Origin of the sequence: Streptomyces sp. NBC_01260 (assembly GCF_036226405.1) — a bacterium.
Classification (GTDB): domain Bacteria; phylum Actinomycetota; class Actinomycetes; order Streptomycetales; family Streptomycetaceae; genus Streptomyces; species Streptomyces laculatispora.
This window is the reverse complement of the sequence record NZ_CP108464.1, coordinates 7,539,913-7,566,755: the sequence shown is the minus strand read 5'-3', so window position 1 is coordinate 7,566,755 and position 26,843 is coordinate 7,539,913. Positions and strand designations below refer to the sequence as shown.

The window sequence follows — 26,843 nt, the reverse complement described above, 5'->3', positions numbered from 1 at the left end:
CCGAGCGCGACCCCCAGCGCGACCAGACAGCTGCCTGCGGCCTGCGCGACACCGTACGAACCGGCGCCGACCAGTGGGGCGGTGAGCGCGGCGGAGACCGGGATCAGACCGGAGAAGAGCGTGGCGCGCTCGGCGCCGATGCGCTGCATGCCCATGTACCAGCAGACGAATCCGACGACCGTGACCACGGCGGCCTGCCACACCAGCGCCGCCGTCTCAGCGGGTGAGGGCACCCGCAGGAAGCCGCCGCCGTCCAGCAGCAGCCCCAGTGCCGCCGACTCCGCGGCGGCGATCACACAGACCGTGGCGGACAGCAGTTTCGGGCCGAGTGGACGCAGGACGGGTACGGCGATCACGGCGAAGCCCACCTCACCGGCCAGCGCGCCGACGGAACAGAGGATGCCCGCCGTGTCCGTGCGGCCCCAGCCCTGGACCGTGAAGGCACCCGCGGCGACCAGCGCGGCGGCGTAGAGCACGGCGCGTGCCGGCCGGCGCCCGTCCAGCAGCGGCACAAGCACCGCGACGATGATCGGGGCGCACCCGACGAAAACGCCCGGAACGGCAGGTTCCGCAGTCCGCTCGGCGACCAGGACGGCCAGATTGAAGCCGACCATTCCGACAGCCGCGAGCAGCGCGAGCCGCGCCCACTGCCGGGCGCCGAGCGTGCGCAGTGTGGCGGCGGGCGGGGGCGCTCCGCCCCGCCGCAGAAGCGGCAGGAGCAGCAGGCCGGCCAGGCCGTAGCGCAGTGCCTGGCCACCCGCGTAGGGGTAGTCGCCCAGGACGCTGTTGGCGGTGAAGGAGGCACCCACGAGGATGCAGGCGATGGTGGCGAGAAGGGCCCCGCGCAGGTAAGTCAGGTTCATGGCACCGACGCTAGGCAGCCCGGCGGTCCGGTTTAAGGTCCACTTCCATGACATCTTCGGGGACCAATCCAGGTTCGGCCGGCGGTGGCAGCGACCGGGAATCGGTCTCCGCCGCCTGGGAACTGCTGCTTCCGGCAGCGTCCGCTCCAACCCGCGGGCGCGGTCGCGCCCTCCAGTCGGCATTGCGCGAAGCGGTCCGCTCCGGCCGGCTGACGCCGGGGACACGGCTTCCGTCCAGTCGTGAACTCGCCACCGATCTCGGTGTCTCACGCGGTCTGGTCACCGAGGCGTACGAGCAGCTGACCGCCGAGAGCTATCTGCACAGCGGGCGCGGGGCGGGAACGTGGGTGAGCGGATCGGTGCGGGCAGCGGCGGACCGGGCGCGCGATCTCGCCCCGCGCGCCCCCGGCACGCTCGTCGACTTCCGGCCAGGTACTCCGGATCTCTCGCTCTTTCCGCGCAGCGCCTGGGCCGCCACTCACCGTTCGGTGCTCGGCAGGCTGCCGCACAGCGCGCTGGGCTATCCCGATCCGCGGGGACTGCCCGAGCTGCGGGTCGCCCTCGCGGCCCTGCTGACGAGGCGTCGCGGGGTGGTGGCCGATCCGGAGCGCCTGCTGGTCTGTTCGGGCGTGGCGCAGGCCACCACCCTGCTCGGCTTCGTGCTGCACGGACGCGGGATGCGCACGGTCGGTGTCGAGGATCCCGGGAGCCCCGAACACGCCTCCCTCTTCGCCTCGACGGGGCTCGCCACGTCCCGGCTGCCGCTCGATGACGAAGGCCTGGCCGCCGAGCCGCTCGTGCGCTCCGGGGTCCGTGCCGTGATGACCACCCCGGCCCATCAGTACCCCACCGGAATCGCGTACTCCGCCGCTCGCCGCAGTCTGCTCCTGGACTGGGCGAGGAGCGTCGACGGGGTGATCGTGGAGGACGACTACGACGGTGACTTCCGCTACGACCGGGCGCCCGTCGGCGCCCTGCAGGGCCTGGATCCGGAGCACGTCGCGTACACCGGGTCGGTGAGCAAGTCGCTGGCACCCGGTCTGCGGCTGGGATGGCTGCTGGCGCCGGCGTCCATGACGGACGAGATCGTCGCCCGCAAGCGCACGATGGATCTCGGCAATCCCGCTGTCGACCAGGCGGTACTCGCCGATTTCATCGCCCGGGGAGGCTATGACCGTCAGCTGCGGCGCTGCCAGCGCGCCTACCGGGAACGCCGCGACACCCTGACCGCGGCGCTGGCCGAGCACTTCCCCGGCACCGAGGTCAGCGGCATCGCCGCAGGACTTCACATCATCGCCCGGCTGCCCGAACGGTACGGTCCCGAGACCGGTTTCGCCGCCCGCGCCGCCGGTGCCGGTATCGCACTGCGGCTGCTGAGCGACTGCGGAACCGTGCGTCCCGCGGACCGTTGTGTGAGCCTGGTGCTGGGATACGCGCAACTGGCGCCGGTGGACATCGCACGTGGTGTGCGTCTGCTGGCCGAGGCCCAGCGGGGCCTTCGCTGAGCGGCTTCGATGGCGCAGGAGACCGGGTATTCACCTCGCGTTGGTGTGCCCGCCTCCGTCGGACGCGAGGGTGGCCCGGTCGATCAGCAGACCGTTCGCCCCACCCGCTGCCCCGGAGGCGCTTCGATGCCGTACCGTCCGCGTGTTCCGTCCCCCGACCGCCGTGCTCTGCTGCGCGGTTCACTCGCCGCCTCGGCCGCGTTCACCCTTCCCGTGGTGGGTGCGGCTGCCCCCGCCTTCGCGCGGTCGGGCCGGCCGGATGCGGCCTGGGGTGTGCAGGTGGGCGATGTCACGGCATCCTCCGCGCTCGTGTGGGTGCGGTCCGACCGTCCGGCCCGGATGGTGGTGGAGACTTCGGCGACAGAGTCGTTCCGGCGTCCACGCAGGTGGCACGGTCCCCTGCTCGGTCCCGGTACGGACTTCACCGGGACGACACCGCTGTACGGTCTGCCGCCGGGCGAGCAGGTGCACTACCGGGTGACGCTCGCCGCCCCGGACGACCCCCGCCGCACCGGTGAGCCGGTGTACGGGACCTTCCGCACCGCGCCGGCGCGACGCCGGGACAGTGTGCGTTTCCTGTGGTCCGGGGATATCGCGGGACAGGGCTGGGGCATCAACCCGGACATCGGCGGATACCGGGTGTACGACGAAATGCGCCGCCTCGACCCGGACTTCTTCCTCTGCAGCGGCGACAACATCTACGCGGACGGGGTGATCGAGCCCCGTGTGCCGCTGCCCGACGGCCGTGTCTGGCACAACATCACCACCGAGGAGAAGGCGAAAGTCGCCGAGAGCCTGGCCGAGTACCGGGGCAACTTCCGCTACAACCTCCTGGACGACAACCTCCGGGAGTTCAACGCGCAGGTGCCCTCCATCATCCAGTGGGACGACCACGAGGTGCGCAACAACTGGTACCCCGGGCAGATCCTCGACGACGACCGGTACACCGAGAAGAACGTGGACGTGCTCGCCGCCCGCTCGATGCGCGCCTTCCGCGAGTACTTCCCGGTGTCCACCGCGCACCGGCCGTCGGGCACCGAAAGGGTGCACCGGGTGGTGCGGCACGGTCCACTGCTCGATGTCTTCGTCCTGGACATGCGGTCGTTCCGCAACGCCAACTCCCCCGGCCGGCAGCCCGACGACACCACCGGAATCCTCGGCTCCGAGCAGTTGGCCTGGCTTGAGCGCGAACTCTCCCGGTCCCGGGCCGTGTGGAAGGTGATCGCCGCGGACATGCCGCTCGGCCTGGTCGTGGCGGACGGTGCGACGGACTTCGAGGCGGTGGCGCAGGGCGATCCCGGCACACCTCTCGGCCGCGAACTGCAGATCGCCGAACTGCTGCGGTACATCAAGCACCACCGGATCACCGGCACGGTCTGGCTGACGGCCGATGTGCACTACACATCGGCCCAGCACTATGCCCCCGAGCGGGCGGCGTTCCAGGATTTCGCACCGTTCTGGGAGTTCGTCACGGGCCCACTGGCCGCTGGCCAGTTTCCCGCCAACCCACTCGACGGAACATTCGGACCCGATCAAGTGTTCGTCCAGGCGCCTGATCGAGCGAATGTGTCGCCGATGGAGTCGCCTGCCCTCTTCGGTGAGGTGGACATCGACGGGGACAGCGGCGAACTGACCGTCCGGCTGCGGGCGCAGGGCGGCTCCGTCCTGTTCAGCAAGGTGCTGCAACCGGGGCGAGTGGGGCAGTGACCGGAAGGGTCTGAACGGCTCCGGGGAGGGGCGGACGGCGGGGCGGAGCGGGAGTTCCGCACCCCCGTACTGCCGACCGCTCCCCGGGCCGATTGTCAGTGGTGGGTTCTAGCGTTTTCTTCATGACCCGATCCGTACAGGCGCTGGCCTACTCACGTCCGTCCGTTCTGAAGTCCTCGCAGGCCGGGCAGTTGCTCGGCCTGGAGACGGCGGGCGGTCTCACGCCGCGGGGCGCCGAGCCCCATCCCCGGTTCTTCGAAGGCTTTCTCACCTCGCCCCGGATCGCGGCCCGCGGACTGCTCGCGGTGGCGGACGTGGCGGCCGCGCGCTACTACCAGCGGACGCTGCTGTCCTCGCTCGACCCGGTGGTGACGGGAAACGGCGACAGGCTGCGCTTCGAGTCGTTCTCCGGCTGCTGCGGTGTGTACGCCCGCCTGGACGTACTGCGGGAGGGTCTGGACGGGGCGGAGACCGGGCACGGCACGACCAATGTCGATGTGAACAATTCGCTGCGTGAGGCACTTTCGCGGATAGCGGGCGACGACCCGCTGCATCTTCGGGTGGGGCCGCAGGAGATGGCGGTGACCACGCTGGACGGTCCCGTCGTGGAGAAGAAGGTTCCGCTGCCGGACCGGTGGCTGCGGGGCTTCGCCGAGGCGCAGGTGGCCTCCGCCGCCTTCGATCTGCGGGCCGAGCTCCCGGCGGCCGAGGCCGTCCGGTTCCTGCGGTCACTGCCCCGCTCCTCCGGCAGCGCATCGCGAGGCGCTCAGTGGGTGCTTCCCGCCGGAAAGACCCTGCGGCCGACGACGAGGCCGACGGCGGGGGCCGTCTGTCTGCCGGGGCCGCAGCGGCTGGTCTCGCTTCAGCGCGTCCTTCGGCACGCGACGGCACTGCGGGTGTACGGCCCGGTGGCCGACGGCGCCGACACTGCCAGTGCCTGGGAGGTGGTGCTTCCGGGAATGCGGCTCACCCTGACGCTGTCGCCCGAGGCCTCCCGCGGCTTCTCGGGCGAGGGCGGTGTGCTGGAGGCGCTCGTCACCGATGACGCCGCGGCCGACGCCGAGCTGATCTCCGTGCTGCTGGCCTGGGAGCCCCGGATCGAGCCGGCCGACCTGGCCGAGCAGTCGGGCCTGCCGGTGGAACGCGTGCGGGCGGCGCTCGTCCGGCTGGGAACGGCGGGACGCGTGGGCTACGACCTCGCGGACGCGGCCTACTTCCATCGCGAGCTGCCGTACGACGCGGACCGGGCCGAACGGCACAACCCGCGGCTGGTCGCCGCGCGGCAGCTCGCCGAGTGCGGCTCGGTCGTCCTGGACGGCGACCTGGCGGCCGTGGCCTCGGGCGATCACAGCTACCAGGTACGCGAGAGGGCCGGGGCCCTGAGCTGCACCTGCCAGTGGCGGGCCGACTACCGGGGCCGACGCGGCCCGTGCAAACACGCGCTGGCGGTCCGGATGACCCGACAGGGCGCGACGGTCACCGCAGGTGCGCGATGAAGGACCTGATCACTGCGGTGCGCGAAGGCCGCCATCGAGACGTCCCCGCCCTGCTCGCCCCGCTCGACCGGGCCGAACGCAGGCTGGCGCTGGCCGAGTTGAAGACGATACGCAAGGAGGTGCGGGAGCGGGAATGGCGCGAGCGCACCAGGGTCCACAAGGCCGTGCTGGTGGCCGGCGCGGGCTGCCACACCGGGGCCGCGGGCTGCGCGACCTGGATCGGCGCCCGGGAACTGCGTGAGTGGGAGCGTTCACCCTACCCGTGGGTGCTGGAAGTGCTGGCCGACCGCGATCCGGCCTGGCTCGCCGATCTCGCCCGCCGGCTGGCCGCCCGCTCCGTCGAGTCCGAGGCGGAGTACCGACTCGTCCTCGAACTGGTCCGGATGGCGGACTGCCCGCTGCCCGCCTCCGACGGCATCGTCCGTGCTTGGGTCGAGCGGATCAGCAACGCGCGGTGGCAGCAGCGGCCGCACCCTCCACTGACCGAAGTCCTGCGCGCCGAACCGCACCTCGACGTGCTGGCGCCGCACCTCCTGGACATGCCGACGCTGCCCGGGCCGGTGGCCTGGGTCGGTGATCCGGGCCCGGACGGCCACTGGCCGTCCGCGCTGACCGCCCTCGCCGCAGAAGGCCTGCTGGACCGGGCCCTCCTCCTGGACCGCTGCACCACCCGCCTGCTGCGCGGCGGGAAACCCGCCGACCTGCGCTTCTGTCTGCAACTGCTGCGTGGTCTCGAACCCACTGCTCAGGAGGAGGCCGAGCGGGTCGCCGACTGGATCGCCATGGCCGCGGACGGCCCGTCGCCCGTGGCCGGACACGCGCAGGAGGTGCTCGCCCGGCTGGACGGCCTCGACAGGCTGTCCGTCGCTCAGCTGGCCGACGTCTCGGGTCCGGTGCTCTTCCGTACGGAGAAGAAGCTGGTCCGTTCCCAACTGGCGCTGCTGGGAAAGGTGCTGCGCCGGGACCCGTCGGCGGCCGGGCAACTGCTGCCCGTGGTCGGCGAGGCGTTCGGACACCCGGACATCGGTATCCAGGAGCGCGCACTCAAGCTCACCGCCCGCCACCTCCCCTCGGCCCCGTCCGCCGTTCACCAGGAGCTGGCGGACATGGCTTCACAGTTGGGGCCGGTGCACTACTCAGCGGCCCTCGTGGTGTTCGGTGATCTGCTCGACGCGAAGCCGGCCGACGACGCCTACGAGGAGATCCTGCCGCAGGCCCCCGTCCCACGGCGTCTCGCCCCGGCCCCGCAGAACACGGCCGAGCTCGTCGAGGATGTGGTGGCACTGGTGCGGTCCGGGTCGTGGGAGGTCACCCACTTCGAGCGGGCTCTGGACGGACTGATCCGGTGCGCCCACACAGGCCGGACGGCCCTGGCCGACGCCCTGCGTCCGGCGCTCGCCGGGCAGTGGTGGGCCGGGTCCGGTGAGCAGGACGAGACCGACCGGCGGTTCGCCAGGAACCACGACGGTCTGCAACTCGTCGCGGCGTCGCTGCTCGGACGGGTCTCGGCGCGGGCCGTCGCGGACGGCCGGGCCGGACGGACGCGGACGGACGCCTGCTTCCACGCCGCCGTCAACGGCGTGATGTACGCGCGGCTGTGGGAGGCCGCTGCCGCGATCCGGACCGGGAAGCTGCCCTTCCTGCTGGCGACGCCCACCTGGCACACCGGGTCCCTGGACCCGGTGGAGCTGGTCGGCCGGCTGCGCCGCTATCAGGAGCTGGGGCTCGAACCGGAGTCCTGCGACTTCGCGCAGGCCCTGCTGCGCGTCCGGCGCGGCGGCGGCCACGAGGCCGCCGCACAGGCCGCCGGACTCGGCACCGTGGAGGGCGACCGGCTGGCCGCCTGGATCCGGGCGGACGAACCGTTGGCGCCGGTCCTGCGCAACCATGTGGAGGCCGAAGTACCCGTGGCCCGGGGCTGGTTCCAGCGGTCGGCGGCGGGAGCGCGGCGTATCCTGCTGGCCACCGAGGAACGCCCGGTCATCCAGCGGGAGTTCCCCCGCGCCTTCCACTGGCTCGGCCGCCCGCACGCCCCCGGACAGCAGCGCTGTTACCACTGGGGCCACAGCGCGCCGCATTGGATGGCCGCACTGCCGGAGGACAGCGAGACGCTGGCGGCGTGGCTGCTGCCTTCCGTCACCACGTGCGTCGAGGACGAGCGCGGGGGTGCGTGGCCCCTGCCGGCTCTCGTCGAGACCGAAGGGCCCGCTGCCGGCGCCATACATCTCGCGCTGGGGTACGGGCTCGGCGCCCGCTATCCGGAGGACCGGCTGTCGGCGGTGGACGCCCTGCTGATCCTCGCCGCCCGGGGCCGGCTGGATGCGGCGCTCCTCGGCAGAGAGCTGACCGTGCTCATCGGCCGGGGCCTGGTGAAACCCGGACGGCTGGCGAGCTCGGCGGCTACCGCCGCCGCCACCGGCGCGTACCGGACCGTGCTCTCCGTTCTGGTCCCGGTGCTGCCCGCGCTGCTGTCCCACGAGCGGGCTCCCCGGGGACTGAGCGACCTGCTCGCGGTGGCCGCGGAGTGCGCGGAGCGCGGTGGTCCGCAAAAGGCCGGGCCGATAGCCGGCCTCGGCGCAGCCGCCGCGCGCGGCGGGTCCACGCAGCTGGTGCGGCAGGCGGCGCGACTGGAGGCCGCCTGGGGCCAGGCGGTCGCGTGAACCTGACCGGACCCTGGCTCGAACACCCTGGCCAACCGGCCGAAAACAGACGATTGGCGGCTAGATGCACACTTAACCCATCGGTCACAAGGCGTTCGTGATCAGGCAACACCGCTCCGTCACAGTGAAGGCATGACTGATGTGACATCCGCGAAGAGTGCCCGTCGCCCCCACCACTGGCGACGGGATCTCATCGAACTCGCCGCCCTGTTCACCGCGGTCGCCGTTGCCGACGCGATCGCCAACCTGATCGGGCACCAGCCGGACGGGCCGTATCTGCTCATCGCCTCGGCCCTGGCGCTGACCGCGACCGCCGCGTTCCACACCTGGTGGGCACGACGGCACAGCCACGCGCCACCGCCGGAAGCCGGCGGGGCGTCCGGCCCGGACGGCTCCGGCGTGCAGACAGCCGCGGCGGCCGTCTCCCCGGCACCGGGTACCGGGGACGGGGACGGGGAGACGACGCTGTGGCGGATGCGCACCACGGTCAGGGACGCTCCCGGCAGCCTGGCGGCGCTCTGCATCGTGCTGGCCCAGCACCGGATCGACATTCTCACCCTGCAGACGCACCCACTGGCACACGGCACGGTCGACGAGTTCCTGCTGCGCGCCCCCGCCACACTTCCGGCACCGCAGCTGACCCGGGCGATCTCCGCCGCGGGCGGCAGCTCCACCTGGATCGAGCGCGCCGACGCCCATGACCTGGTGGACGCTCCGACCAGGGTGCTCGGCCTCGCCACCCGCACCGCGCTGGATGCCGCCGAACTCCCCCTCGCCCTGCGCCAGCTGCTCGGCCGGTGCACCATCCACTCGCTGCCCGCCGTCTCGGTCACCGGACGCGCCACCGGTGAGACCGCGCCCGTCGAAGGGGTGCTGGAGGAGACGGTGATGCGGTTGCGTGACCCGTCGGGCGGTGTGATCACCGTGGAGCGGCCCTATCTCCCGTTCACTCCGACGGAATTCGCCAGGGCGCGCGCCCTGGTCGAGCTCGACGCCCGGCTCGGCCCCCGTGTCCCGCGCAGCGAACACGTGCTGACTCTGCCCGAGGGCAACGAGATCACCGTGCGCCGGGCGGACATCGCCGACCTCGAAGCGGCCCGCGCCATGCACGACCGCTGCTCGGAGCAGACACTGCGGCTGCGCTACCACGGCCCGGTCCGCGACGCCGACCGCTATCTCGACCACCTGCTGGGCCCGCGCTTCGGCCGCACCCTCGCCGTCCAGACGGCCTCCGGCCGGCTGGTCGCCCTGGGCCACCTGCTCTGGGACGGCGACGAGACCGAGGTCGCCCTGCTCGTCGAGGACGACTGGCAGCGCCGGGGCATCGGCTCCGAGCTCCTCGCCCGCCTGGTGGCGCTCGCCGTCGAGGCCGGCTGCGAGAGCGTCTACGCCGTCACCCAGGCGTCCAACACCGGCATGGTCGCCGCCATGCGCGCCCTCTCGCTGCCGCTCGACTACCAGATCGAGGAAGGCACGCTGGTGATCACCGCCCGGCCGGCCGCGACTGCGGCACGGTCCCTGCCCCCGTACGAGCAGGCAAGTCACTGAAGCCCTGCCGCAGGGGCTCCTCGCTGCTCAGCGCCTGACAGAGATCGGCCCAGAGGTCCTCGACATCCTCCAGGCCGACCGACATGCGCAGCAGCCGGTCGCCGACCCCCGATGCCTGCCGGTCTCCTTCGTCCACAATGCGGTGGCTGATGGAGGCGGGGTGCTGGATCAGGCTGTCCACGCTGCCGAGACTGACGGCCGGCGTGATGAGCCGCACCGCGGCGATCACCCGGTGCGGGTCGCCGAAGACCTCGAAGGAAACCATCGCGCCGCCCACTTCCGGGTAGTGGACGCGGGCGATCCGCGGGTCCGCGGCGAGCCTTCGGGAGAGTTCCGCCGCGCTGGCGGACGCGGCCCGTACCCGTACCGGCAGCGTGGCGAGGCCGCGCAGCAGCAGGTATCCGGCCATCGGATGCAGCACGCCGCCGGTGGCGAAGCGCACCTGGCGCAGCCGGGCGGCGAACTCCTCGTCGCAGGCGACGACTCCGCCCATCACGTCCCCGTGACCCCCCAGGTACTTCGTCGCACTGTGCAGCACGATCCGCGCGCCGTGCTCGACGGGCCGCTGGAGCACCGGTGTCGCGAAGGTGTTGTCGACGAGCAGCGGCACGGAGCCGCAGGAGTGCGCGACCGACCGGATGTCCACCTCGGCGAGCGTCGGATTGGCGGGGGTCTCGACGATCACCAGACCCGTGTCGGGCCGGATCGCGTCGGAGATGCCCGCCGGATCGGTCCAGGTCACCTCGGTGCCCAGCAGCCCGGCGCCGAGCAGATGGTCGCTGCAGCCGTACAGCGGGCGGACGGCGACCACATGGCGCAGACCGATGCTCGCGCGGGCCAGCAGGACGGCGGTGAGCGCCGCCATGCCGCTGGCGAACGCCACGGCGCTCGCGGTCCCTTCGAGCCGGGCCAGCGCCGTCTCGAACCGGGCGGTGGTCGGGTTGTCGAGCCGGGCGTAGACCGGCGGCCCGTCGAGCCGGGCGCCGGTGGTGGCGAAGGAGTCGATCCGCTCCGCCTCCCCCCTGGAGTCGTACGAGGGGTAGGTGGTGGACAGGTCGATCGGCGGGGCGTGCAGGCCGAGAGCCGCGAGGTCGTCGCGTCCGGCGTGCACTGCTTCGGTGGCCAGCGCCCTGGACCGGGTTGTCGTCGAGGGCGCCATCGGGGCTTCGGTGTCCATGTCACCACTCTGAACACACGTCCGGATATTGACACCAGGACCCGTGCTACGTTCGGTAAATGACCGATTCCATCGCCCTGGACACGGTGGATCTGCACATTCTGCGCCTGCTGCAGAACGATGCCCGGACCACCTACCGCGATCTCGCAGCCGAGGTCGGGGTCGCCCCTTCGACGTGCCTGGACCGCGTCACCCGGATGCGCCGCACGGGCGTCATCCTCGGTCATCAGTTGCGACTGGATCCGGCCAGAATGGGACGCGGGCTGGAGGCGCTGCTGTCCGTGCAGGTCCGGCCGCACCGCAGAGAACTCATCGGCCCGTTCGTGGAACGGATCAGGACGCTGCCGGAGTCCCGGGCGCTCTTTCATCTGACCGGTCCCGACGACTATCTGGTCCATGTGGCCGTAGCCGATACCGCCGACCTGCAGCGGCTGGTGCTGGACGAGTTCACCTCGCGCCGCGAAGTGGCCCGGGTGGAGACCAGGCTGATCTTCCAGCAGTGGGAGTGCGGACCGCTGCTGCCGCCCTCCGCCACAACGGCCGGGCCGGGCACATGTCAGGCCTCAGAGCCCGATTGATAATGACGGGGAGCCCCTCTCCGTATGAGGATGTCCACATGTCAGACTCTCCCAGCAGCGCGCTGCCCCGCCAGGTCGCCGACGCCTACGTCGACGCGTTCGTCCAACTCGACCCGATTTCCGGCACCTTTCTGGGTGTCGCGGAAAGCTCGCGCCGTCTTCCCGACTTCTCCCCCGCCGGCCAGGAAGAGCTGGCCGGGCTGGCCCGCGCCACACTCGCCCGGCTCGACCGTGCGGAACAACTGCCCGGTGCGGCCAATGACGCCGAGCGCCGTTGCGGCCGCCTCCTGCGCGAGCGGCTGACGGCCGAACTCACCGTCCACGAGGCCGATGAGGCGCTGCGCGCCGTCTCCAACCTGCACTCCCCGGCACACTCGGTCCGTGAGGTGTTCACCGTGACGCCCACCGGGTCGGACGAGGACTGGGCGGCGGTCGTCGACCGGCTCCGTGCGGTTCCGGCCGCGCTCGCCGGCTACCGCGAGTCGCTCGCGCTCGGCCTGGAGCGCAAGCTCTACGGCGGTCCGCGCGCAACCGCCACCTTCATCGGGCAGCTCGACGAGTGGGTCGGCAACGGTACGACGGGGTTCTTCCAGGACTTCGCCGCCGCGGGCCCGGCCGCTCTTCGCACCGGTCTCGACGACGGCGCCCGGCAGGCCACACAGGCGCTCAAGGAGCTGCGGCAGTGGATGGTCGAGGTGTACGCACCCGCCGTCGAGGGCGCACCCGACGTGGTGGGCCGTGAACGGTACGCCCGCTGGTCGCGCTACTTCAACGGCACCGACCTCGATCTCGACGAGGCTTACGCGTACGGCTGGTCCGAGTACCACCGGCTGCTCGCCGAGATGCGGACCGAGGCCGAGAAGGTGCTGCCCGGGGCCGACCCCTGGGAGGCGCTGGCCCATCTCGATGTGCACGGCAAGCACATCGAGGGGGTCGACGAGGTCCAGACGTGGCTGCAGGGCCTGATGGACGAGGCCATCGAGGCCCTGGACGGAACGCATTTCGAACTCGCCGAGCGGGTGCGCAAGGTGGAGTCCCGGATCGCCCCGCCCGGCGGCGCCGCGGCGCCGTACTACACGGGTCCGTCCGAGGACTTCTCCCGCCCCGGCCGCACCTGGCTCCCGACCATGGGTGAGACCCGGTTCCCGGTGTACGACCTGGTCTCCACCTGGTACCACGAGGGTGTTCCCGGTCATCACCTCCAGCTTGCCCAGTGGGCCCACGTCGCCGAGAGCCTCTCTCGCTACCAGGCGTCCATCGGCATCGTCAGCGCCAACGCCGAGGGCTGGGCGCTGTACGCGGAGCGGCTGATGGACGAGCTGGGCTTCCTGCCCGACGCCGAGCGCCGCCTGGGATACCTGGACGCGCAGATGATGCGCGCCTGCCGGGTGATCGTGGACATCGGGATGCACCTGGAGCTGGAGATCCCGGCCGACTCCCCGTTCCACCCGGGTGAGCGGTGGACGCCCGAGCTGGCCCAGGAGTTCTTCGGCAACCACAGCGGCCGGCCCGCCGACTTCGTGGAGAGCGAGCTGACCCGCTACCTCTCGATGCCGGGGCAGGCCATCGGCTACAAGCTGGGTGAACGCGCCTGGCTGCTCGGCCGGGAGAACGCCCGCGCAGCGCACGGGGACGCCTTCGACCTCAAGGCCTGGCACATGGCCGCCCTGTCCCAGGGGCCACTGGGTCTGGACGACCTGGTCGACGAGCTGTCGAAGCTCTGACCGGGCCGGCGGGCCGGGTCCGGGTTCGCCCCGGGCCCGGCCCGCCGCTGTCAGCAGCCGCAGTCCTCGGAGCCGGCCGGTGCGGTGAGCGGGTCGGGGGCGCGCCGCCCGGCCCCCTGCCGGGTCGCGAACCCGAAGCCTTCGCGCGCCCAGTACTCGAAGCCGCCGAGCATCTCCTTGACCCGGTAGCCGAGTCCGGCGAGGGCGAACGCGGCACGGGCGGCGCCGTTGCAGCCGGGCCCCCAGCAGTAGGTGACCACGGGCACGGCCGGGTCGAGCAGTTCGTGCGCCTGCCCGGCGATGAGAGCTGTCGGCAGGTGCAGCGCACCGGGGATGTGTCCCTGGTCCCAGGCGGCGGTGGAGCGGGAGTCGAGGAGTACGAAGCCGGGATCACCGCCTGCCGCCAGCGCGGCGGCGACGTCGGAGACATCGGTGTGAAAGGCGAGCGAGGCCCCGAAGTGGGCGGCGGCCGCGGCCGGGGCGGCGGGCGGCACCTGGAGCACGGGGTGGCCGGTGGTGCGGGCGGGCTGCGAAGTCATGGCCGAAAATCTATGGCCGGCTGCGCCCTGCCGGAAGATGAGATCCCCTGCAGAGGACTTGATCCGCCGGGCATTTCCCTGTTTTCTCTGCGCATGACCGACTATTCCCCGGATGATACCGACTGGCGCATCCTCGATGTCCTTCAGGGCGAGGGCCGCGCCCCATTCGCCGAGCTCGCGCGGGCCGTGGCGATGTCGTCGAGCGCCGTGACGGAGCGGGTGCGCAGGCTGGAGGAGGCCGGAATCATCAGCGGGTACGCGGCGGTGGTCGACCCCGAGCGGCTCGGGCTGCCGATTCTCGCCTTCGTCCGGCTGCGCTACCCGAACGGCAACTACAAGCCGTTCCACGATCTCCTCGACACCACGCCGGAGATCGTGGAGGCCCACCATGTCACCGGCGACGACTGCTTCGTGCTGAAGGTGACGGCCCGCTCCATGAGCCATCTGGAGGCGGTGTCCGGAAAGATCGGTTCGCTGGGGTCCGTCACCACGAGCGTCGTCTACTCCTCGCCGCTGCCGCGGCGGGCGGTCAGCCGCTGACTCCGTCCGCGGCCCGCTGGCGTACCGCGGATCCGTGGCGTTCCTTCACCACTTCGAGCTGGGCCGGGATGCGTCGGCGCAGATCGGCGACATGGCTGACGATGCCGACGCTGCGGTCCCGCTCCCGCAGCGAGTCCAGCACGTCGAGCACCTCGTCGAGGGTCTGGTCGTCCAGACTGCCGAAACCCTCGTCGATGAAGAGGGTGTCCAGGCGTACGCCGCCGGCCTCGTCGGTGACCACATCGGCGAGGCCGAGTGCCAGGGCGAGCGAGGCGAAGAACGTCTCGCCGCCGGAGAGCGTGGCCGTGTCGCGTTCACGGCCGGTCCAGGCGTCGATGACATGCAGCCCGAGCCCGGCCCTGCGGCCGCCGGTACGGGCGTCGGAGTGGACCAGGGTGTAACGGCCGGACGACATCCGCCGCAGCCGGGCGGTGGCGGCCGCCGCCACCTGTTCCAGGCGGGCCGCAAGGACGTAGGACTCCAGGCGCATCTTGCGTTCGTTGTCCGCCGAGGTGCCGGCGGTCAGGCCGGCGAGCCGTGCGATCCGCTCGTACTCCTCGCGCACCGGCCCCAGGCCACGTACCTCGTCCGCCGCGCGCCGGGACAGCCTGCCGAGTTCGGTGCAGCGCTCCCGGGCCGCCGCGTGGGCGCCCGTCACGTCCCGCAGCAGCCGCTCGGCCGTGTCGTACACCGACTGCGCGGCGCCGGGGGCGGCCGGGGGCCGGCCGGCGGCGGCGCGGGCATCCGTCTCGGCGAGCCGGTCGGCGACGGCCGCGGCCTCGGCCTGCCAGGCGTCGTTCCGGTGCTGGAGCGCTCGCTGCCGGGCGTCGGGGAGCACCGTTGCGGCGGCGTCCTGCGGGGTGTCGAAGCCGGCCCGGAACGCCGCGTCGGCGAGCCGGTCATCGGCCTCCTTCAGCCGCGCCGCCGCGTTCTCCTCCTCGCGGAGCGTCGCGGCCGCCTCGACGAGCAGGGCGACCCGGCGCTGAAGCAGGGCGGCGTGCTCGGTGACGCTGCCCGACGCGCCGCGGGCCTGTGCCAGCACCTCTTCCAGGGCTGCCTGCTCGGCGTCGAGTCCCTCACGCCTGGAGGTGCGGGCGGCGGCCCGGCGTTCGGCCTGCCGCCGGCCCTCGGCCCGCTGCTCCTGCTCGCGTTCGGCGGCCGCGAGTCCTTCGCGCGCCGCGTGCGTCCCGGTGGCGGTCCGGTAGGCCTCGGTGTGCTCCCGGGTCAGTGCGTCCACGAGTCCGGTGAGCGCTCCGACCGTCGGCTCGGCCGCCCGGTCCCGGGCACCCTTCCCGGCGCTGTCGGCCGCCTCCGCGTCCTGCCCCTCCCCGGTGTCCGCGGCCTCCGCCCGAGCCGCCGCATACCGCTCGCGTACGGCTCCGAGCGAGTGCTCCGCCTCGGCGCGCGCCTGCTCCGCGCGCCGGTGGGCGGCCTCGGCGGCCTCCTCCGTGGCCTGGTCCACGTGTCCGTCCCCGGCACGGGCGGGCTCCGGGTGGTCGGCCGAACCGCAGACCGCGCAGGCCTCGCCCTCGACCAGCTCCCGGGCAAGCTCCGCCGCGATATCGCGCAGCCGTCGTTCGCGCAGGCGGAGCCAGGTCTCGCCGGTGGCCAGGGCCTGCTCCCGGGCCGCACCGAGGCGGCCGTCGCCGTCCGCCACCTGTCCGGCCAGCGCGTCCCGGCGCCGGGCCGCGTCGAGACGTCGGCGGGCCGGTTCCAGCCGGCCGGCCAGCAGTTCGGCGCGGGTCGCCGCTTCCTGGGCCGCCTCGATGCGGGTGTGCAGACGGTGCCGGGTGGCTTCCCAGCCGGCCAGCCAGCTCTCGGCGTCCCGGATGAGTTCGTCGTCCGCCCGGGCCTGCCGTTCCAGCGCGGTGCGTTCGCTGTCGATCTCGGCGCTGCGCCGCTCGGCGCGACGTGCGGCGTCCAGAGTGCCGAGCTCCTCACGGAGTCTGCGTTCCAGCGCCGTCAGCTGTTCGGCACCCGCGTCGGCCAGGTCGCCGGGCAGTCCTGCCCGGGAGCGGTCGCGGGCCGCGCCCGCCCGCCGGTGCGCCCGCCCGGCCTCCTCTCGGAGCTCCAGCGCGGGGGCGACGAGGTCCGCCTTGCGGGCGCGCCTCAGCTGCTCCTGCGCCTGATCGTGCTCGTCCCGGCCGGCTTCCACCGCGGTCGCGCGCCGCCGGGTCTCCTCGTACCTCTGCTGGAGTCCGGCCAGTTCGCGTTCGGCGTCCAGGGCCAGGCGGGCGACCGCCTGGCGGCTCTCGGCCTCGGTCAGCGCCGACGCCGCGATGTCGAGCCGTTCCCGGGCGCAGCTGCGCGCTGTGGCGGCCCATTCCAGTACGGCGTCCGCGAGCCCCGGCTCGCCCGGCTGGATGCCGGGCAACGGGCCTTCGCTCGCGGCGGGGCCGGCCGCCTGGGCGATCCGCTGGGCGAGGGCAAGGATCCGTTCGTCCCCGGACCTCACCTGTGTCCCGGCGGCCCGGCGCAGCTCGGCGAGGTGCTCCTCGACCGCGGCGAAGCGACGGGTGTCGAAGAGCCTGCCGAGCAGTTTGCCGCGCGCCTCGGCGTCGGCGCGCAGGAAGCGGGCGAAATCGCCCTGCGGCAGGAGGACCACCTGGCAGAACTGGTCCCGGCTCATCCCGATGAGCTGGGTGATCTCCTCGCCGATCTCCTGGTTCGAGCGGCTCAGCGCCCGCCACCCCTCGTCGGGGACGTACTCGCGCAGCCGGCTCTGCGCCTTCTCCGTGGTGTAGCCGTCGCCCTTCTTCTTGGGGCGGGGCTGGGCGGGGCTCCGGGTGATCTCCAGCCGGCGCCCGCCGACGGTGAGTTCGAGCCGGATCTCGGTCAGCAGGTCGACCGGGGCGTGGTCGCTGCGCAGTGAGGTTCCCGGGCTCTGCCGGGCACCGGGCACGGCGCCGTACAGTCCGTAGCAGACGGCGTCGAGGACCGAGGTCTTGCCGGCGCCGGTCGGTCCGTGCAACAGGAAGATCCCGGCCGCGCAGAGCGCGTCGAAGTCGATCTCCTGAGTGGCGCCGAACGGTCCGAAGGCGGTGATGCCGAGTCGGTGGAGCCTCATCGGTTCACCTCCCGCACACCGTCGTCGACGCGTACGTGGTCGAAGGCGCCGCGCAGCACGGTCCGCTCCGGCTCGTCGGTGCCGTACCCGCCGCGGACATGGGCCACGAAGTCCTCCGCGATGCTCTGGTCGTCGCGTCCGCGCAGCCGCTCGGCGTAGGAGGTCTGCGGGTCGTCGGGGGCCCGCTCCGGTTCGAAGGCGAGGCTGAGTGTGTGCGGGAACCGCTCGACGAGGCGGGCCATCGGCTCGGCCGGGCGCACCGGGTCGGTGAGGGTGGCCTCCACCCAGGAGGGCTCGTGCCGGGACAGGGCGGGGTCGTCGAGGAGCGTGTCGAGCCGGCCGCGGAGCCTGGCGAGCGGGCGGGGCACCGGGCAGTCGATCCGTTCGGCGGCGATCGCGCCCGTGGCGTCCAGGTCGATCAGCCACATCGTCTTGCGGTGGCCGGCCTCGGAGAAGGAGTAGGCGAGCGGGGACCCGGAGTACCGGACGCGCTCGGTGACGGTCTGGCAGCCGTGCAGATGTCCCAGCGCCACGTAGTCGACGCCGTCGAAGACCCCGGCGGGGACCGCTGCCACGCCGCCGACGGTGATGTCGCGTTCGCTGTCGCTCGGCTCGCCGCCCGCGACGAAGGCATGGGCGAGGACGACGGAGCGGGTGGTGTCCGCCCGCGTTGCGAGGTCGGCGCGGACCCGCTCCATGGCGGCGGTCAGCACGGCCTCGTGCCCGGCCCGCTCGGCCTTGAACATGTCCTTGACGAGGGCGGGTTCCAGATACGGGAGCCCGTAGAACGCCACGTCGCCGTACGCGTCGCCGAGCACGACCGGGGTGGCGCAGTGCGCGGGATCGGTGCGCAGGTGGATGCCGGCCCGCCCGATGAGTCCGGCGCCGACGCCGAGCCGGCGGGCCGAGTCGTGGTTCCCGGAGATCATCACGGTGGGTACGCCGGCCGCGGCGAGCCGGTGCAGCGCGTCGTCGAAGAGCTGGACGGCGGACAGCGGCGGCACCGCCCTGTCGTACACATCACCCGACACGAGCACGACATCGACCTCGTGGTCATGGACCGTCGCCACCAGGTGGTCGAGGTAGGCGGCCTGGGCATCGAGCAGCGAGACCCGGTGGAACGACCGCCCCAGGTGCCAGTCCGATGTGTGCAAAATCTTCAAGACCCGGCTCCGACCTGCATGTTTCGCTTCCTCCACCCGTGGGGCCGCACCCCCTGTGCTCCGGAGCGGCCCGGACCCGGCGGCCGGTGATCGTCACACCCGCGCGGCCTGCCCCTGTGCCCCCGCGCACCACAGTACTCAGGCGTCCCCGTAGGACTCGCCGCCCAGCTCCAGGCCCGCCTCGCCCGCCGTCGCGTCGGCCAGCCAGCGCCGGAATTCGGCGACATCGGCGTCCGGCAGCCCGATCTCGATGGTCACCGCCTCCGCGTAGCGGACCTCGCGCACGGTCCGTCCGGTGGCCCGCAGTTCGTTCTCCAGCCTGCCCGCCCGCTGATGGTCCACGGTCACGGTGGCCAGCCGGAACCGCTGCCGGGTGAGCGTGCCGACCGCGTCGAGGGCCTCACCGACCACTCCCCCGTAAGCCCTGATGAGCCCGCCCGCACCGAGCTTCACTCCGCCGAAGTAGCGGGTGACGACCGCGACGACGTACCGCATCTCGCGGCGGGTCAGCATCTGGAGCATGGGTACCCCGGCGGTGCCTCCCGGCTCTCCGTCGTCACTGGCCTTCTGTACGGAGGCGTCGGCGCCGATCACGTACGCGAAGCAGTTGTGGCCGGCGGCCGGGTGTTCCCTGCGGACGCGGGCGACGAATTCCTGCGCCTCCTGTTCGGTGGCGGCGGGGGCGAGCGCACAGATGAAACGCGATCGGTTGATCTCGGTCTCGTGCACGCCCGCTCGGGCGACTGTCCGGTACTGCTCCTGCATCCGGCCAGCCTATGCGCAGGCGCGGGAATGGTCCGGGGCGGCTGTCCGTTGTGCGGATCATGGACGCAGACACGGAGACGATCCGCAGGATTCTGACCGGGACAGGCGACACCTGGGCGGTGGTGGGGCTCTCCAACAACCGCTCCCGTGCGGCCTACGGGGTGGCCGAGGTCCTTCAGCGCTTCGGAAAGCGAGTGGTCCCGGTGCATCCCAAGGCGGAGCGGGTGCACGGCGAGGACGGCTACGCCTCGCTGGCCGACATCCCGTTCCCGGTCGATGTGGTGGACGTCTTCGTCAACAGCGAACTGGCCGGCGCGGTGGCGGACGAGGCGGTCTCGATCGGCGCCTCCGCGGTCTGGTTCCAGCTCGGGGTGATCGACGAGAAGGCCTGGGAACGCACCCGGGCGGCCGGGCTCGACATGGTCATGGACCGGTGCCCCGCCATCGAGATCCCCGCACTGGACCGCTGAGGGCTCTCGGCCGGATGTGCGTGGTGTCACACTCCGCTCCGGACTGGAACAATGACCCGCTGTGAGTACTGCTCCTGCCCTCAGTGTGCTGAGCGCCTCCCACAACCGCGCCCGCCTGGCCGGACATCTGGCCCGGCTCGGTGTGGAGCGGGGCGGCGTCCTGATGGTGCATGCCTCGCTGCGTGCGGTGGGAGTGGTTGACGGCGGGGTCCGGGCCGTGGCGGGCGCCCTGCGGGATGTACTGGGACCGCAAGGCACGCTGGTCGTCCCGGCCTTCACTCCGGAGAACTCCGACACCTCCCCGCACTACCGCGCCCGGGTACGCGGTCTCAGCGAGCGGGACCGGGACGCGGTGCGCGCGGCCATGCCCGCGTTCGATCCGGCCACCACGGCCGCCCCGTCGATGGGCCGCCTGGCCGAAACGGTGCGCCGGTCCCCCGGCTCCGTACGCAGCGCACATCCGCAGACCTCGTTCGCGGCCGTGGGACCGCTGGCCGGCCATGTGGTGGCCGGACACCGCCCCGACTGCCACCTCGGCGAGGCCTCCCCGCTGGCCCGGCTGTACGACCTGCGGGCGCAGATCCTGCTGCTGGGGACCGGCTTCGCTTCCTGCACCGCGTTCCATCTCGCCGAGTACCGCGTCCCGTCCGCACCCCGGCGCACCTACCGTTGCGTGGTGCGGGACGGCGGTGGGCGGCGGTGGTGGGAGTACGAGGACGTGGCCCTGGACGACAGCGACTTCGCGGCCCTGGGCGCGGACTTCGAGCGGTCGGCCCGGCCCCCGGCCGTCGCCGCCACCTCGGTCGGCTCGGCCCCGAGCCGGCTGTTCCGCTTCCCCGAAGCGGTCGGCTTCGCCACGCGGTGGCTGCCCGCGCACCGTCACGGCGGCGCGGGCGGCGACGTCAGCTCGTGATGCCGAGGCCTTCGACCACGACCGCGCCGGGCAGCGCCGCCAGCGCCTTGCCCGGCGTGATCAGTTTGCCCCGGCGGCTGCCGCTTCCGATCAGGACCCAGTCCTGGTCCACGACGGCGGGGTCGATCAACAGGGGCCAGCTTTCCGGGAGTCCGACGGGCGTGATGCCGCCGTACTCCATGCCCGTGTCGCCGATCGCCGTGTCCATCGGGGCGAACCGCACCTTGCGGGCGCCGAGGTGCTTGCGGACGGCACCGTTCACATCGACGCGGGAGTGGGACAGCACCAGGCAGGCGGCCAGGGTGACGTCTCCCCCGCGTTTGCCGGCCACGACGACGCAGTTGGCCGACCGGCTCAGCAGACCGGCCCCGTGGTGCTCGACGAAGGCCGCCGTGTCGGCGATCTCCGGGTCCGTGTCGACGTGGATGATCTGCTCGGCGGGGAAACCGCCCCAGCCTTCGCGGACCGCTGCGGCCACGGGCGCGGTGAGCAGTTCGAGGCGTTCGGCCGCGGGACGGGCATCCTCGAAGGAGCCGATGGGTGCGCGCATGCGCGCCACGCTAACAGCCCCGTGCACCGGCCCGGTTGGGCGTCTCATCTGACGGGCGGGATGGACACGGCCATGGTGAGTTCGACGGGCCGGGAGCCCTCGTTCCGGTAGGCGTGCGGATGGTGCGCCTCAAAGGTGGCCGAGGTACCGGCGGGCACGGTGTAGGGGGTGCCGTCGACGACCAGGGTGAGATCGCCCGCGGTGACGTGGAGCAGTTCGACGGTGCCCTCGGGGTGCGGATCGGACGCGCTGCTGTCGCCCGGCACCAGCCGCCAGGACCAGAGTTCCAGCGGGCCCCGGGCCTCCGTACCGACCAGCAGGGTGGTGGAGCTCCCCGCTTCCGTGGACCACATGCGTACCGCCTGGCTGGCGGGCACCAGGCGGACCGGGGAGCCCTGGTCGTAGTCGAGCAGCGTGGTGATGCTGACGCCCAGCGCGTCGGCGAGCTTGACCGTGGTGCCCACACTCGGGTTGGTGCGCGCCTGCTCAATCTGGATGATCATGCCGCGACTGACCCCGGCACGGGTGGCGAGAGCGTCCAGAGTGAAGCCCCGCTCCCCGCGCCAGCGCTTGAGGTTGCGCGCGAGGGACTGGGTCAGCTGGTCGAGGTCAGTCACATTCCGTCCAATATTTTGGATGACAGGGTCGAAAATACTGCACTACGGTGTGGTGTACCCAACCGTTCACCGCACTGTACTGCGAGGCTCCGTCATGTCCGCACTGTTCGCCCTCGCCACCAGCCTGCTGTGGGGGCTGGCCGACTTCGGCGGCGGGCTGCTGACCCGGCGCATGCCCGCGCTCACCGTCGTGGTCGTCTCGCAGACCGCCGCGGCGGCCGTGCTCGCGGTGATCGTGACCGTCACGGGCGCCTGGAGCGAGGCGGGCGGGCAGCTGTGGTTCGCCGTCGCGGCGGGCGTGGTGGGGCCGGTCGCGATGCTGAGCTTCTACAAGGCCCTGGCACTCGGCCCGATGGGGGTGGTGTCCCCGCTCGGTTCACTGGGGGTCGCCGTGCCGGTGAGCGTCGGGCTGATCGCCGGCGAGCGTCCGGGGCTGCTGCAGTTCGCCGGGGTCGCCGTCGCGGTGGTGGGCATCGTGCTGGCCGGCGGCCCACAGCTGCGGGGCGCCCCCGTGCAGCGCCGGGCGGTGCTGCTGACCCTGGTGGCGGCGTTCGGCTTCGGGGCCGTGATGTCCCTGATCGCCGAGGCGTCGACCACGGTCACCGGCCTCTTCCTGGCCCTCTTCGTGCAGCGGATCACCAACATCGCGGTGGGCGGCACGGCACTGTACGTCTCGGTGCGCCGTGGGGCCCGTGCGCTTCCGGAGGAGGGCGGGGCCGTCGTGGTGCGGGCCGCGCTGCCCGCCCTGGCGTTCGTGGGTCTCGCGGACGTCGCGGCCAACGGGACGTACTCGATCGCCGCCCAGCACGGACCGGTCACCGTCGCCGCCGTACTGGCCTCGCTCTACCCGGTGGTCACGGCCCTGGCCGCACGCGGCTTCCTGGGGGAACGGCTGCGCGGCGTGCAGGCGGCGGGCGCCGGGCTCGCACTGGTGGGCACGGTCCTGCTCGCGACCGGGTGACGGGACCCGACGGCCCCGGCTCCGCCGTCAGCCCTCGTCGAGTTCCGCCAGGGCCAGCAGCTGCTCGGGGGTCACACCCTCCGGGATCGGCACCGGGGCCGGTGTGCGCAGGGGCGGTTGCCAGCCCTCCTCCGGGTCCCAGCTGCGGACGACCCGGGCGGGGGCGCCTGCCACCACCGCGTGGTCGGGCACCTCTCCGCGTACCACCGCACCCGCCGCCACCACGACGTTGCGCCCGAGCCGGGCGCCCGGGAGGATCACCGCTCCGGTGCCGATCCAGCAGCCGGGGCCGATGGCGACCGGCTCCATCCGCGGCCACTGCCGGCCGACCGGCTGCTGCGGATCGTCATAGCTGTGATTGGTCGAGGTGATGTAGACGTACGGCCCGCAGTAGGTGTCCGAGCCGATCGTCACCGTGGTGTCGGCGACCACATGGCTGCCGCGGCCGAGCACCACTCCGTCGCCCAGGGTCAGGATCGGCTCGGCGCCCAGGTCCAGATCGGGCATGAGGCCTGCCGTGAGGGTGACCTGTTCGCCGATGATGCAGTGGTCGCCGAGCTCGATCCACCGCTCCCCGAAGACCGTGCCCTGCGGGAAGGCGAGCCGGGTGCCCTCGCCGATCCGGCCGAACCGCAGCCCGCCGGGGTGCGCCGGCGTGACCGCGCCCGTCTCCCGCACCCAGCGCCAGCAGCGGTGGACGGCCCCCGACAGGGCGCGCCGCCGCCAGGCGGTCAGGGCGGAGACTGTGTCTCTGTTCTTCGGCACTCGCACACGGTAGTCGGCACGCCCGGGACCGGTATCCGCACCGGCCTGTGATCTTCACCCCACCGGGTCCCGGGCCCCGCGCCCGTCGCATAACGTTTCCCCCGCGGAACCGGTCGGCCACGATCGGACGACCACGACCCACAGCACCGGAGCACGGAGGAACGCGCGATGGCAGAGCAGGCGTTGATCACCGCGATGGGCGGCAAGGAACCGGAAATCGATGCGTCCGCCTTCACCGCACCGACGTCGGTCGTGATCGGCGAGGTCACCATGGCAGCCGGATCCAGTGTCTGGTACCACGCGGTGCTGCGTGCGGACTGCGGTCCCATCGTCATCGGTGCCGGTTCCAACATCCAGGACAACTGCAGCGTCCATGTCGATCCGGGCTTCGCCGTCACGGTCGGCGAGCGCGTCTCGGTCGGGCACAACGCGGTGCTCCACGGCTGCACCATCGAGGACGACGTCCTGATCGGCATGGGGGCCACCGTCCTGAACGGTGCGCACATCGGAACCGGCTCGCTCGTCGCCGCCCAGGCCCTGGTCCCGCAGGGGATGCGGGTGCCGCCGGGCTCGCTGGTCGCGGGCGTGCCCGCCAAGGTCAAGCGGCAGCTGACCGAGGAGGAGCTCGACGGCGTGAAGTTCAACGCGGTCGGCTATACGGAGCTGGCCAAGGCACACCGTCAGGCGTACGAGGACTGAGCACGGGGTACGGCGGCCGCCGGCGCGGAGTCCGCACGGGTCAGTCGCCCACCGGTACGGTCGCCGGCCCGGGCGTGGAGTCCGCCTCGGACCGTGCGGCCGCCTTCTTGGCCCGGTTCTTGATGACCAGCATCGAGGCGAGTCCGATCAGGACCGCGATCGCCAGCCCCAGGTACGAGAACCGCTTGAGCCAGGCCTCGGCGACGACACCCACCGAGTAGATGACGGCCGTGGTCCCGCCGGCCCAGGCGATCCCGCCGAGCAGGTTGGCGGTCAGGAATTTCCAGTACCGCATGTGCAGGACTCCGGCGAGCGGTCCCGCGAAGATGCGCAGCAGTGCGACGAAGCGGCCGAAGAAGACCGCCCACATGCCCCACTTGTGGAACGAGCGTTCCGCCATGGCGATCTGGCCCTCGCCGAAGTGCCGGGGGAATTTCCCGCCGAGCCAGGCGAGCAGCGGACGTCCGCCCTTACGGCCTATGGCATAGCCGATCGAGTCACCGATCACCGCCCCGGCCGTTGCGCAGGCACCCAGGATCCACGGGTTGATGCCGTCGTGTCCCGCGGCCAGCAGAGCCGCGCTGATCAGGACGATCTCTCCCGGCAGCGGGATGCCGAGGCTCTCCACACCGATGACGATGCCCACCAGGAGGTAGACGCTGATCGCGGGGACGGTCTCCAGCCACTCCTGGATGTGCAACGCCGGTTCCTCCGTAGTGATGTCCTGGGGCCCGCCGGACAACTCCTCGGCGCACAGCGGCAAGCCTACCGGTCGCGTCACCGGCCGGGACAGCGCGAAGGGCCGCCCCGCACCCCTGCCGGGTGGGCGGCGGCCCTTGCGGTGCCGTCCGGAATCAGGCGTTGATCAGGCGTTCGGGCGAAGTGTCCAGACGACCGTCATCTCGCCGGTCACCGCGCCGTCGGCACGCTGGATCCGGATGGCCACAGGGAACTCGGGGCGCTTTCCCTCGTCGAGTTCGGCGACGACGTCGGCCACCGGCCTGCCGAGCGTGGCGGTCGCGGTGACATCGCCCATGGCCAGCTTCGTGTAACCGATCTCGGCCTTCACCGCGAGCGGGACGGCGCGCGTCAGCTGGTCCCCGAACGCGGCGATGACGATGGCGCCGCTCGCCGATTCCGCCAGCGTGAACATCGCGCCGGCGTGCGGTCCGCCGACATGGTTGTGGAAGTCCGCCTGGTCCGGCAGACGGACCACCGCGCGTTCGGCGGTGGACTCCAGGAATTCGAGGTTGAGGGTCCGGACCATCGGAACCGTCGCGGCGACCAGCTCGCCCGCGGTCATCTGTTCAGCGCTCATGAACTTGATGTTACTCACCGGTAGGCAGGTTTGGCCATGCCCCGGGAACCACCCGGTCCGCACCTGGTCGCGTCCTTCACCGTCCGCTCACAGGGGCGGCCGTAGCCGACCGGACGGCGCACCTCTATCGTTACTCGCCATGTGGCCAGGACAGCAGCCGCCCGGGGGCGAGCAAAACCCGCAGGACCAGAACCAGAACCCGTATCAGCAGCCGGGTTACCAGCAGCCGAATCCCTATCAGCAGCCGGGACACCAGCAGCCCGGCACGCCCGGGCAGCAGCCCGGTTACGGCTACCCGCAGCAGGGACAGCAGGGCTACCAGCAGCCCAACCCGTACCAGCAGCCGACCGTTCCGCAGTACGCGGTTCCCGGCCCGCCCGAACCGCCTCGACCCGGCAACGACAAGAAGAAGACGACCGTCGTCGCCATCGTCGCGGCGGTCGCGGTCGTCGCGGCCGCAGTGGTCACCGGCGTCGTCGTGATGAACAAGGACGACGACAAGGACGGCAAGAACGTCGCCGACGACAAGAAGTCGTCCGCGCCCGCCAAGCCCTCCGGGTCCGCGTCCTCGCCGGACGCCAACCCGCGCGGTGACGGCGGGGACGCCAAGCCGCTCATCGCCGGCTGGAAGGTGGTGACCAACCCGAAGTGGGGCACACAGTTCGACGTGCCCGGCGACTGGGAGGTCTCGCGTCCCAGCGTCTCCTCGTACTTCGTGGACGACAAGAAGGGTGACGACACGCCACTCATCGGCTTCTCGGCGCCCGCCGACCTCAAGAGCAAGTGGTGCGTCGACGACTCCGACCACGACGGCATCAAGGAGAACAGCAGCCTGGCCGGCACCGGCACCCGCGGCGCGGAAGGTGCCACCGACGCCGATGTGAACGCCAGGAACGAGGCGGGCACCTGGGCGTGGGCCGCCTACGCGCAGCACATGCCGAAGAGCACCATCAAGATCAGCAAGGCCAAGCAGTACACCACCAAGTCGGGTCTGACCGGCAGCCTGGTGACCGCCAAGGCGCCCAATGTCACCAAGAAGAAGAAGTGCGACACCGACGGCAAGTCCATCGCCTTCACCTTCAAGAACAGCAAGGGGGAGTTCTCCTCCTGGGTTCTGTACGGTGCCGCCTCCGTCCCGGACGAGCTGCCGGACGCGACGATCCAGAAGATTCTGAGCACGGTACGGCTGGTGAAGATCACCGAGTCCTGACGGTCCGC

General features: G+C 72.2%; 23 protein-coding genes and 1 pseudogene. 13 read left to right on the top strand and 11 right to left on the bottom strand.

Going from position 1 to position 26,843, the window contains the following annotated elements; genetic code table 11:
- Positions 1 to 14 precede the first annotated feature (14 nt).
- Positions 15 to 863: pseudogene (locus OG322_RS33715) on the bottom strand (EamA family transporter); the annotation flags it as partial.
- A 47-nt stretch (positions 864 to 910) separates the two neighbouring features.
- On the opposite strand from OG322_RS33715, the gene pdxR reads away from it, so the two are divergent.
- From pdxR to OG322_RS33690, 5 genes are all read left to right on the top strand, one after another.
- Positions 911 to 2,368 (top strand): MocR-like pyridoxine biosynthesis transcription factor PdxR, encoded by a 1,458-nt coding sequence (pdxR, locus tag OG322_RS33710; RefSeq protein ID WP_123467909.1) that lies wholly within the window; start codon positions 911 to 913, stop codon positions 2,366 to 2,368.
- 126 nt (positions 2,369 to 2,494) lie between these two features.
- Positions 2,495 to 4,075, top strand: coding sequence for an alkaline phosphatase D family protein (locus OG322_RS33705; RefSeq protein WP_329307384.1), 1,581 nt, complete (start codon positions 2,495 to 2,497; stop codon positions 4,073 to 4,075).
- Between the two features lie 122 nt (positions 4,076 to 4,197).
- A complete protein-coding gene (locus OG322_RS33700) occupies positions 4,198 to 5,571 on the top strand; it encodes an SWIM zinc finger family protein (RefSeq protein WP_329307383.1) in 1,374 nt (457 codons plus the stop codon).
- On the top strand, positions 5,568 to 8,231 hold the full coding sequence (locus OG322_RS33695) for a DUF7824 domain-containing protein (protein WP_329307382.1): 2,664 nt from the start codon (positions 5,568 to 5,570) through the stop codon (positions 8,229 to 8,231). The genes OG322_RS33700 and OG322_RS33695 overlap by 4 nt, the downstream gene beginning before the upstream one ends.
- A gap of 141 nt (positions 8,232 to 8,372) precedes the next feature.
- Positions 8,373 to 9,779 carry a GNAT family N-acetyltransferase gene (locus OG322_RS33690; protein ID WP_329307794.1) on the top strand — a complete coding sequence of 469 codons (1,407 nt, stop codon included), beginning with the start codon at positions 8,373 to 8,375 and terminating at the stop codon, positions 9,777 to 9,779.
- Here the strand turns inward: OG322_RS33690 and OG322_RS33685 are convergent.
- Entirely contained in the window at positions 9,715 to 10,956 is a 1,242-nt protein-coding gene (locus tag OG322_RS33685) for a trans-sulfuration enzyme family protein (protein WP_123467920.1), read from the bottom strand. The two genes, OG322_RS33690 and OG322_RS33685, sit on opposite strands and share 65 nt — an antisense overlap.
- 59 nt (positions 10,957 to 11,015) lie before the next feature.
- Here OG322_RS33685 and OG322_RS33680 point away from each other — a divergent pair, with 59 nt between their 5' ends.
- Both OG322_RS33680 and OG322_RS33675 read left to right on the top strand, forming a co-directional pair.
- Entirely contained in the window at positions 11,016 to 11,534 is a 519-nt protein-coding gene (locus tag OG322_RS33680; RefSeq protein ID WP_123467922.1) for an Lrp/AsnC family transcriptional regulator, read from the top strand.
- 38 nt (positions 11,535 to 11,572) lie between these two features.
- The gene (locus OG322_RS33675) at positions 11,573 to 13,258 is read left to right on the top strand and encodes a DUF885 domain-containing protein (protein ID WP_123467924.1); all 1,686 of its coding nucleotides are present in this window, start codon (positions 11,573 to 11,575) and stop codon (positions 13,256 to 13,258) included.
- Between the two features lie 50 nt (positions 13,259 to 13,308).
- On the opposite strand, the gene OG322_RS33670 is transcribed toward OG322_RS33675, so the two are convergent.
- The gene (locus OG322_RS33670) at positions 13,309 to 13,797 is read right to left on the bottom strand and encodes a rhodanese-like domain-containing protein (protein ID WP_123467926.1); all 489 of its coding nucleotides are present in this window, start codon (positions 13,795 to 13,797) and stop codon (positions 13,309 to 13,311) included.
- Between the two features lie 93 nt (positions 13,798 to 13,890).
- Between OG322_RS33670 and OG322_RS33665 the strand changes: the two genes are divergently transcribed.
- Complete coding sequence (locus OG322_RS33665) at positions 13,891 to 14,337, top strand: Lrp/AsnC family transcriptional regulator (protein WP_123467928.1); 447 nt, start codon at positions 13,891 to 13,893, stop codon at positions 14,335 to 14,337.
- Here OG322_RS33665 and OG322_RS33660 read toward each other — a convergent pair.
- The 3 genes from OG322_RS33660 to OG322_RS33650 all read right to left on the bottom strand — a co-directional run bounded on the left by OG322_RS33660 (position 14,327) and on the right by OG322_RS33650 (position 19,332).
- Positions 14,327 to 17,404, bottom strand: a complete 3,078-nt coding sequence (locus tag OG322_RS33660; RefSeq protein WP_329307381.1) for an SMC family ATPase — start codon at positions 17,402 to 17,404, stop codon at positions 14,327 to 14,329. The two genes, OG322_RS33665 and OG322_RS33660, sit on opposite strands and share 11 nt — an antisense overlap.
- Positions 17,401 to 18,567, bottom strand: a complete 1,167-nt coding sequence (locus OG322_RS33655) for an exonuclease SbcCD subunit D (protein WP_124286195.1) — start codon at positions 18,565 to 18,567, stop codon at positions 17,401 to 17,403. Before OG322_RS33655 ends, OG322_RS33660 begins: the two co-directional genes overlap by 4 nt.
- 138 nt (positions 18,568 to 18,705) lie before the next feature.
- Entirely contained in the window at positions 18,706 to 19,332 is a 627-nt protein-coding gene (locus OG322_RS33650; RefSeq protein ID WP_123467934.1) for a YigZ family protein, read from the bottom strand.
- A 59-nt stretch (positions 19,333 to 19,391) separates the two neighbouring features.
- Here OG322_RS33650 and OG322_RS33645 point away from each other — a divergent pair, with 59 nt between their 5' ends.
- Both OG322_RS33645 and OG322_RS33640 read left to right on the top strand, forming a co-directional pair.
- Positions 19,392 to 19,802 carry a CoA-binding protein gene (locus OG322_RS33645; RefSeq protein WP_329307380.1) on the top strand — a complete coding sequence of 137 codons (411 nt, stop codon included), beginning with the start codon at positions 19,392 to 19,394 and terminating at the stop codon, positions 19,800 to 19,802.
- 61 nt (positions 19,803 to 19,863) lie between these two features.
- Complete coding sequence (locus tag OG322_RS33640) at positions 19,864 to 20,715, top strand: aminoglycoside N(3)-acetyltransferase (RefSeq protein ID WP_398912898.1); 852 nt, start codon at positions 19,864 to 19,866, stop codon at positions 20,713 to 20,715.
- Here the strand turns inward: OG322_RS33640 and OG322_RS33635 are convergent.
- A complete protein-coding gene (locus tag OG322_RS33635; RefSeq protein WP_123469633.1) occupies positions 20,705 to 21,265 on the bottom strand; it encodes a YbaK/EbsC family protein in 561 nt (186 codons plus the stop codon). The two genes, OG322_RS33640 and OG322_RS33635, sit on opposite strands and share 11 nt — an antisense overlap.
- A gap of 44 nt (positions 21,266 to 21,309) precedes the next feature.
- Complete coding sequence (locus tag OG322_RS33630) at positions 21,310 to 21,882, bottom strand: helix-turn-helix domain-containing protein (protein WP_123467936.1); 573 nt, start codon at positions 21,880 to 21,882, stop codon at positions 21,310 to 21,312.
- A 94-nt stretch (positions 21,883 to 21,976) separates the two neighbouring features.
- On the opposite strand from OG322_RS33630, the gene OG322_RS33625 reads away from it, so the two are divergent.
- A complete protein-coding gene (locus OG322_RS33625) occupies positions 21,977 to 22,843 on the top strand; it encodes a DMT family transporter (protein WP_123467938.1) in 867 nt (288 codons plus the stop codon).
- Between the two features lie 27 nt (positions 22,844 to 22,870).
- On the opposite strand, the gene OG322_RS33620 is transcribed toward OG322_RS33625, so the two are convergent.
- Entirely contained in the window at positions 22,871 to 23,608 is a 738-nt protein-coding gene (locus tag OG322_RS33620; protein ID WP_266412663.1) for an acyltransferase, read from the bottom strand.
- Between the two features lie 168 nt (positions 23,609 to 23,776).
- On the opposite strand from OG322_RS33620, the gene OG322_RS33615 reads away from it, so the two are divergent.
- Positions 23,777 to 24,307: a gamma carbonic anhydrase family protein gene (locus OG322_RS33615; protein ID WP_266412662.1), complete on the top strand. Its 531-nt coding sequence runs from the start codon at positions 23,777 to 23,779 to the stop codon at positions 24,305 to 24,307.
- Positions 24,308 to 24,347: 40 nt separating this feature from the next.
- On the opposite strand, the gene OG322_RS33610 is transcribed toward OG322_RS33615, so the two are convergent.
- Both OG322_RS33610 and OG322_RS33605 read right to left on the bottom strand, forming a co-directional pair.
- Complete coding sequence (locus OG322_RS33610) at positions 24,348 to 25,007, bottom strand: DedA family protein (protein WP_123467944.1); 660 nt, start codon at positions 25,005 to 25,007, stop codon at positions 24,348 to 24,350.
- Between the two features lie 165 nt (positions 25,008 to 25,172).
- Positions 25,173 to 25,610 (bottom strand): DUF4442 domain-containing protein, encoded by a 438-nt coding sequence (locus tag OG322_RS33605; protein WP_123467946.1) that lies wholly within the window; start codon positions 25,608 to 25,610, stop codon positions 25,173 to 25,175.
- 154 nt (positions 25,611 to 25,764) lie between these two features.
- On the opposite strand from OG322_RS33605, the gene OG322_RS33600 reads away from it, so the two are divergent.
- Positions 25,765 to 26,835, top strand: coding sequence for a hypothetical protein (locus tag OG322_RS33600; protein WP_266412661.1), 1,071 nt, complete (start codon positions 25,765 to 25,767; stop codon positions 26,833 to 26,835).
- Positions 26,836 to 26,843: the final 8 nt, after the last annotated feature.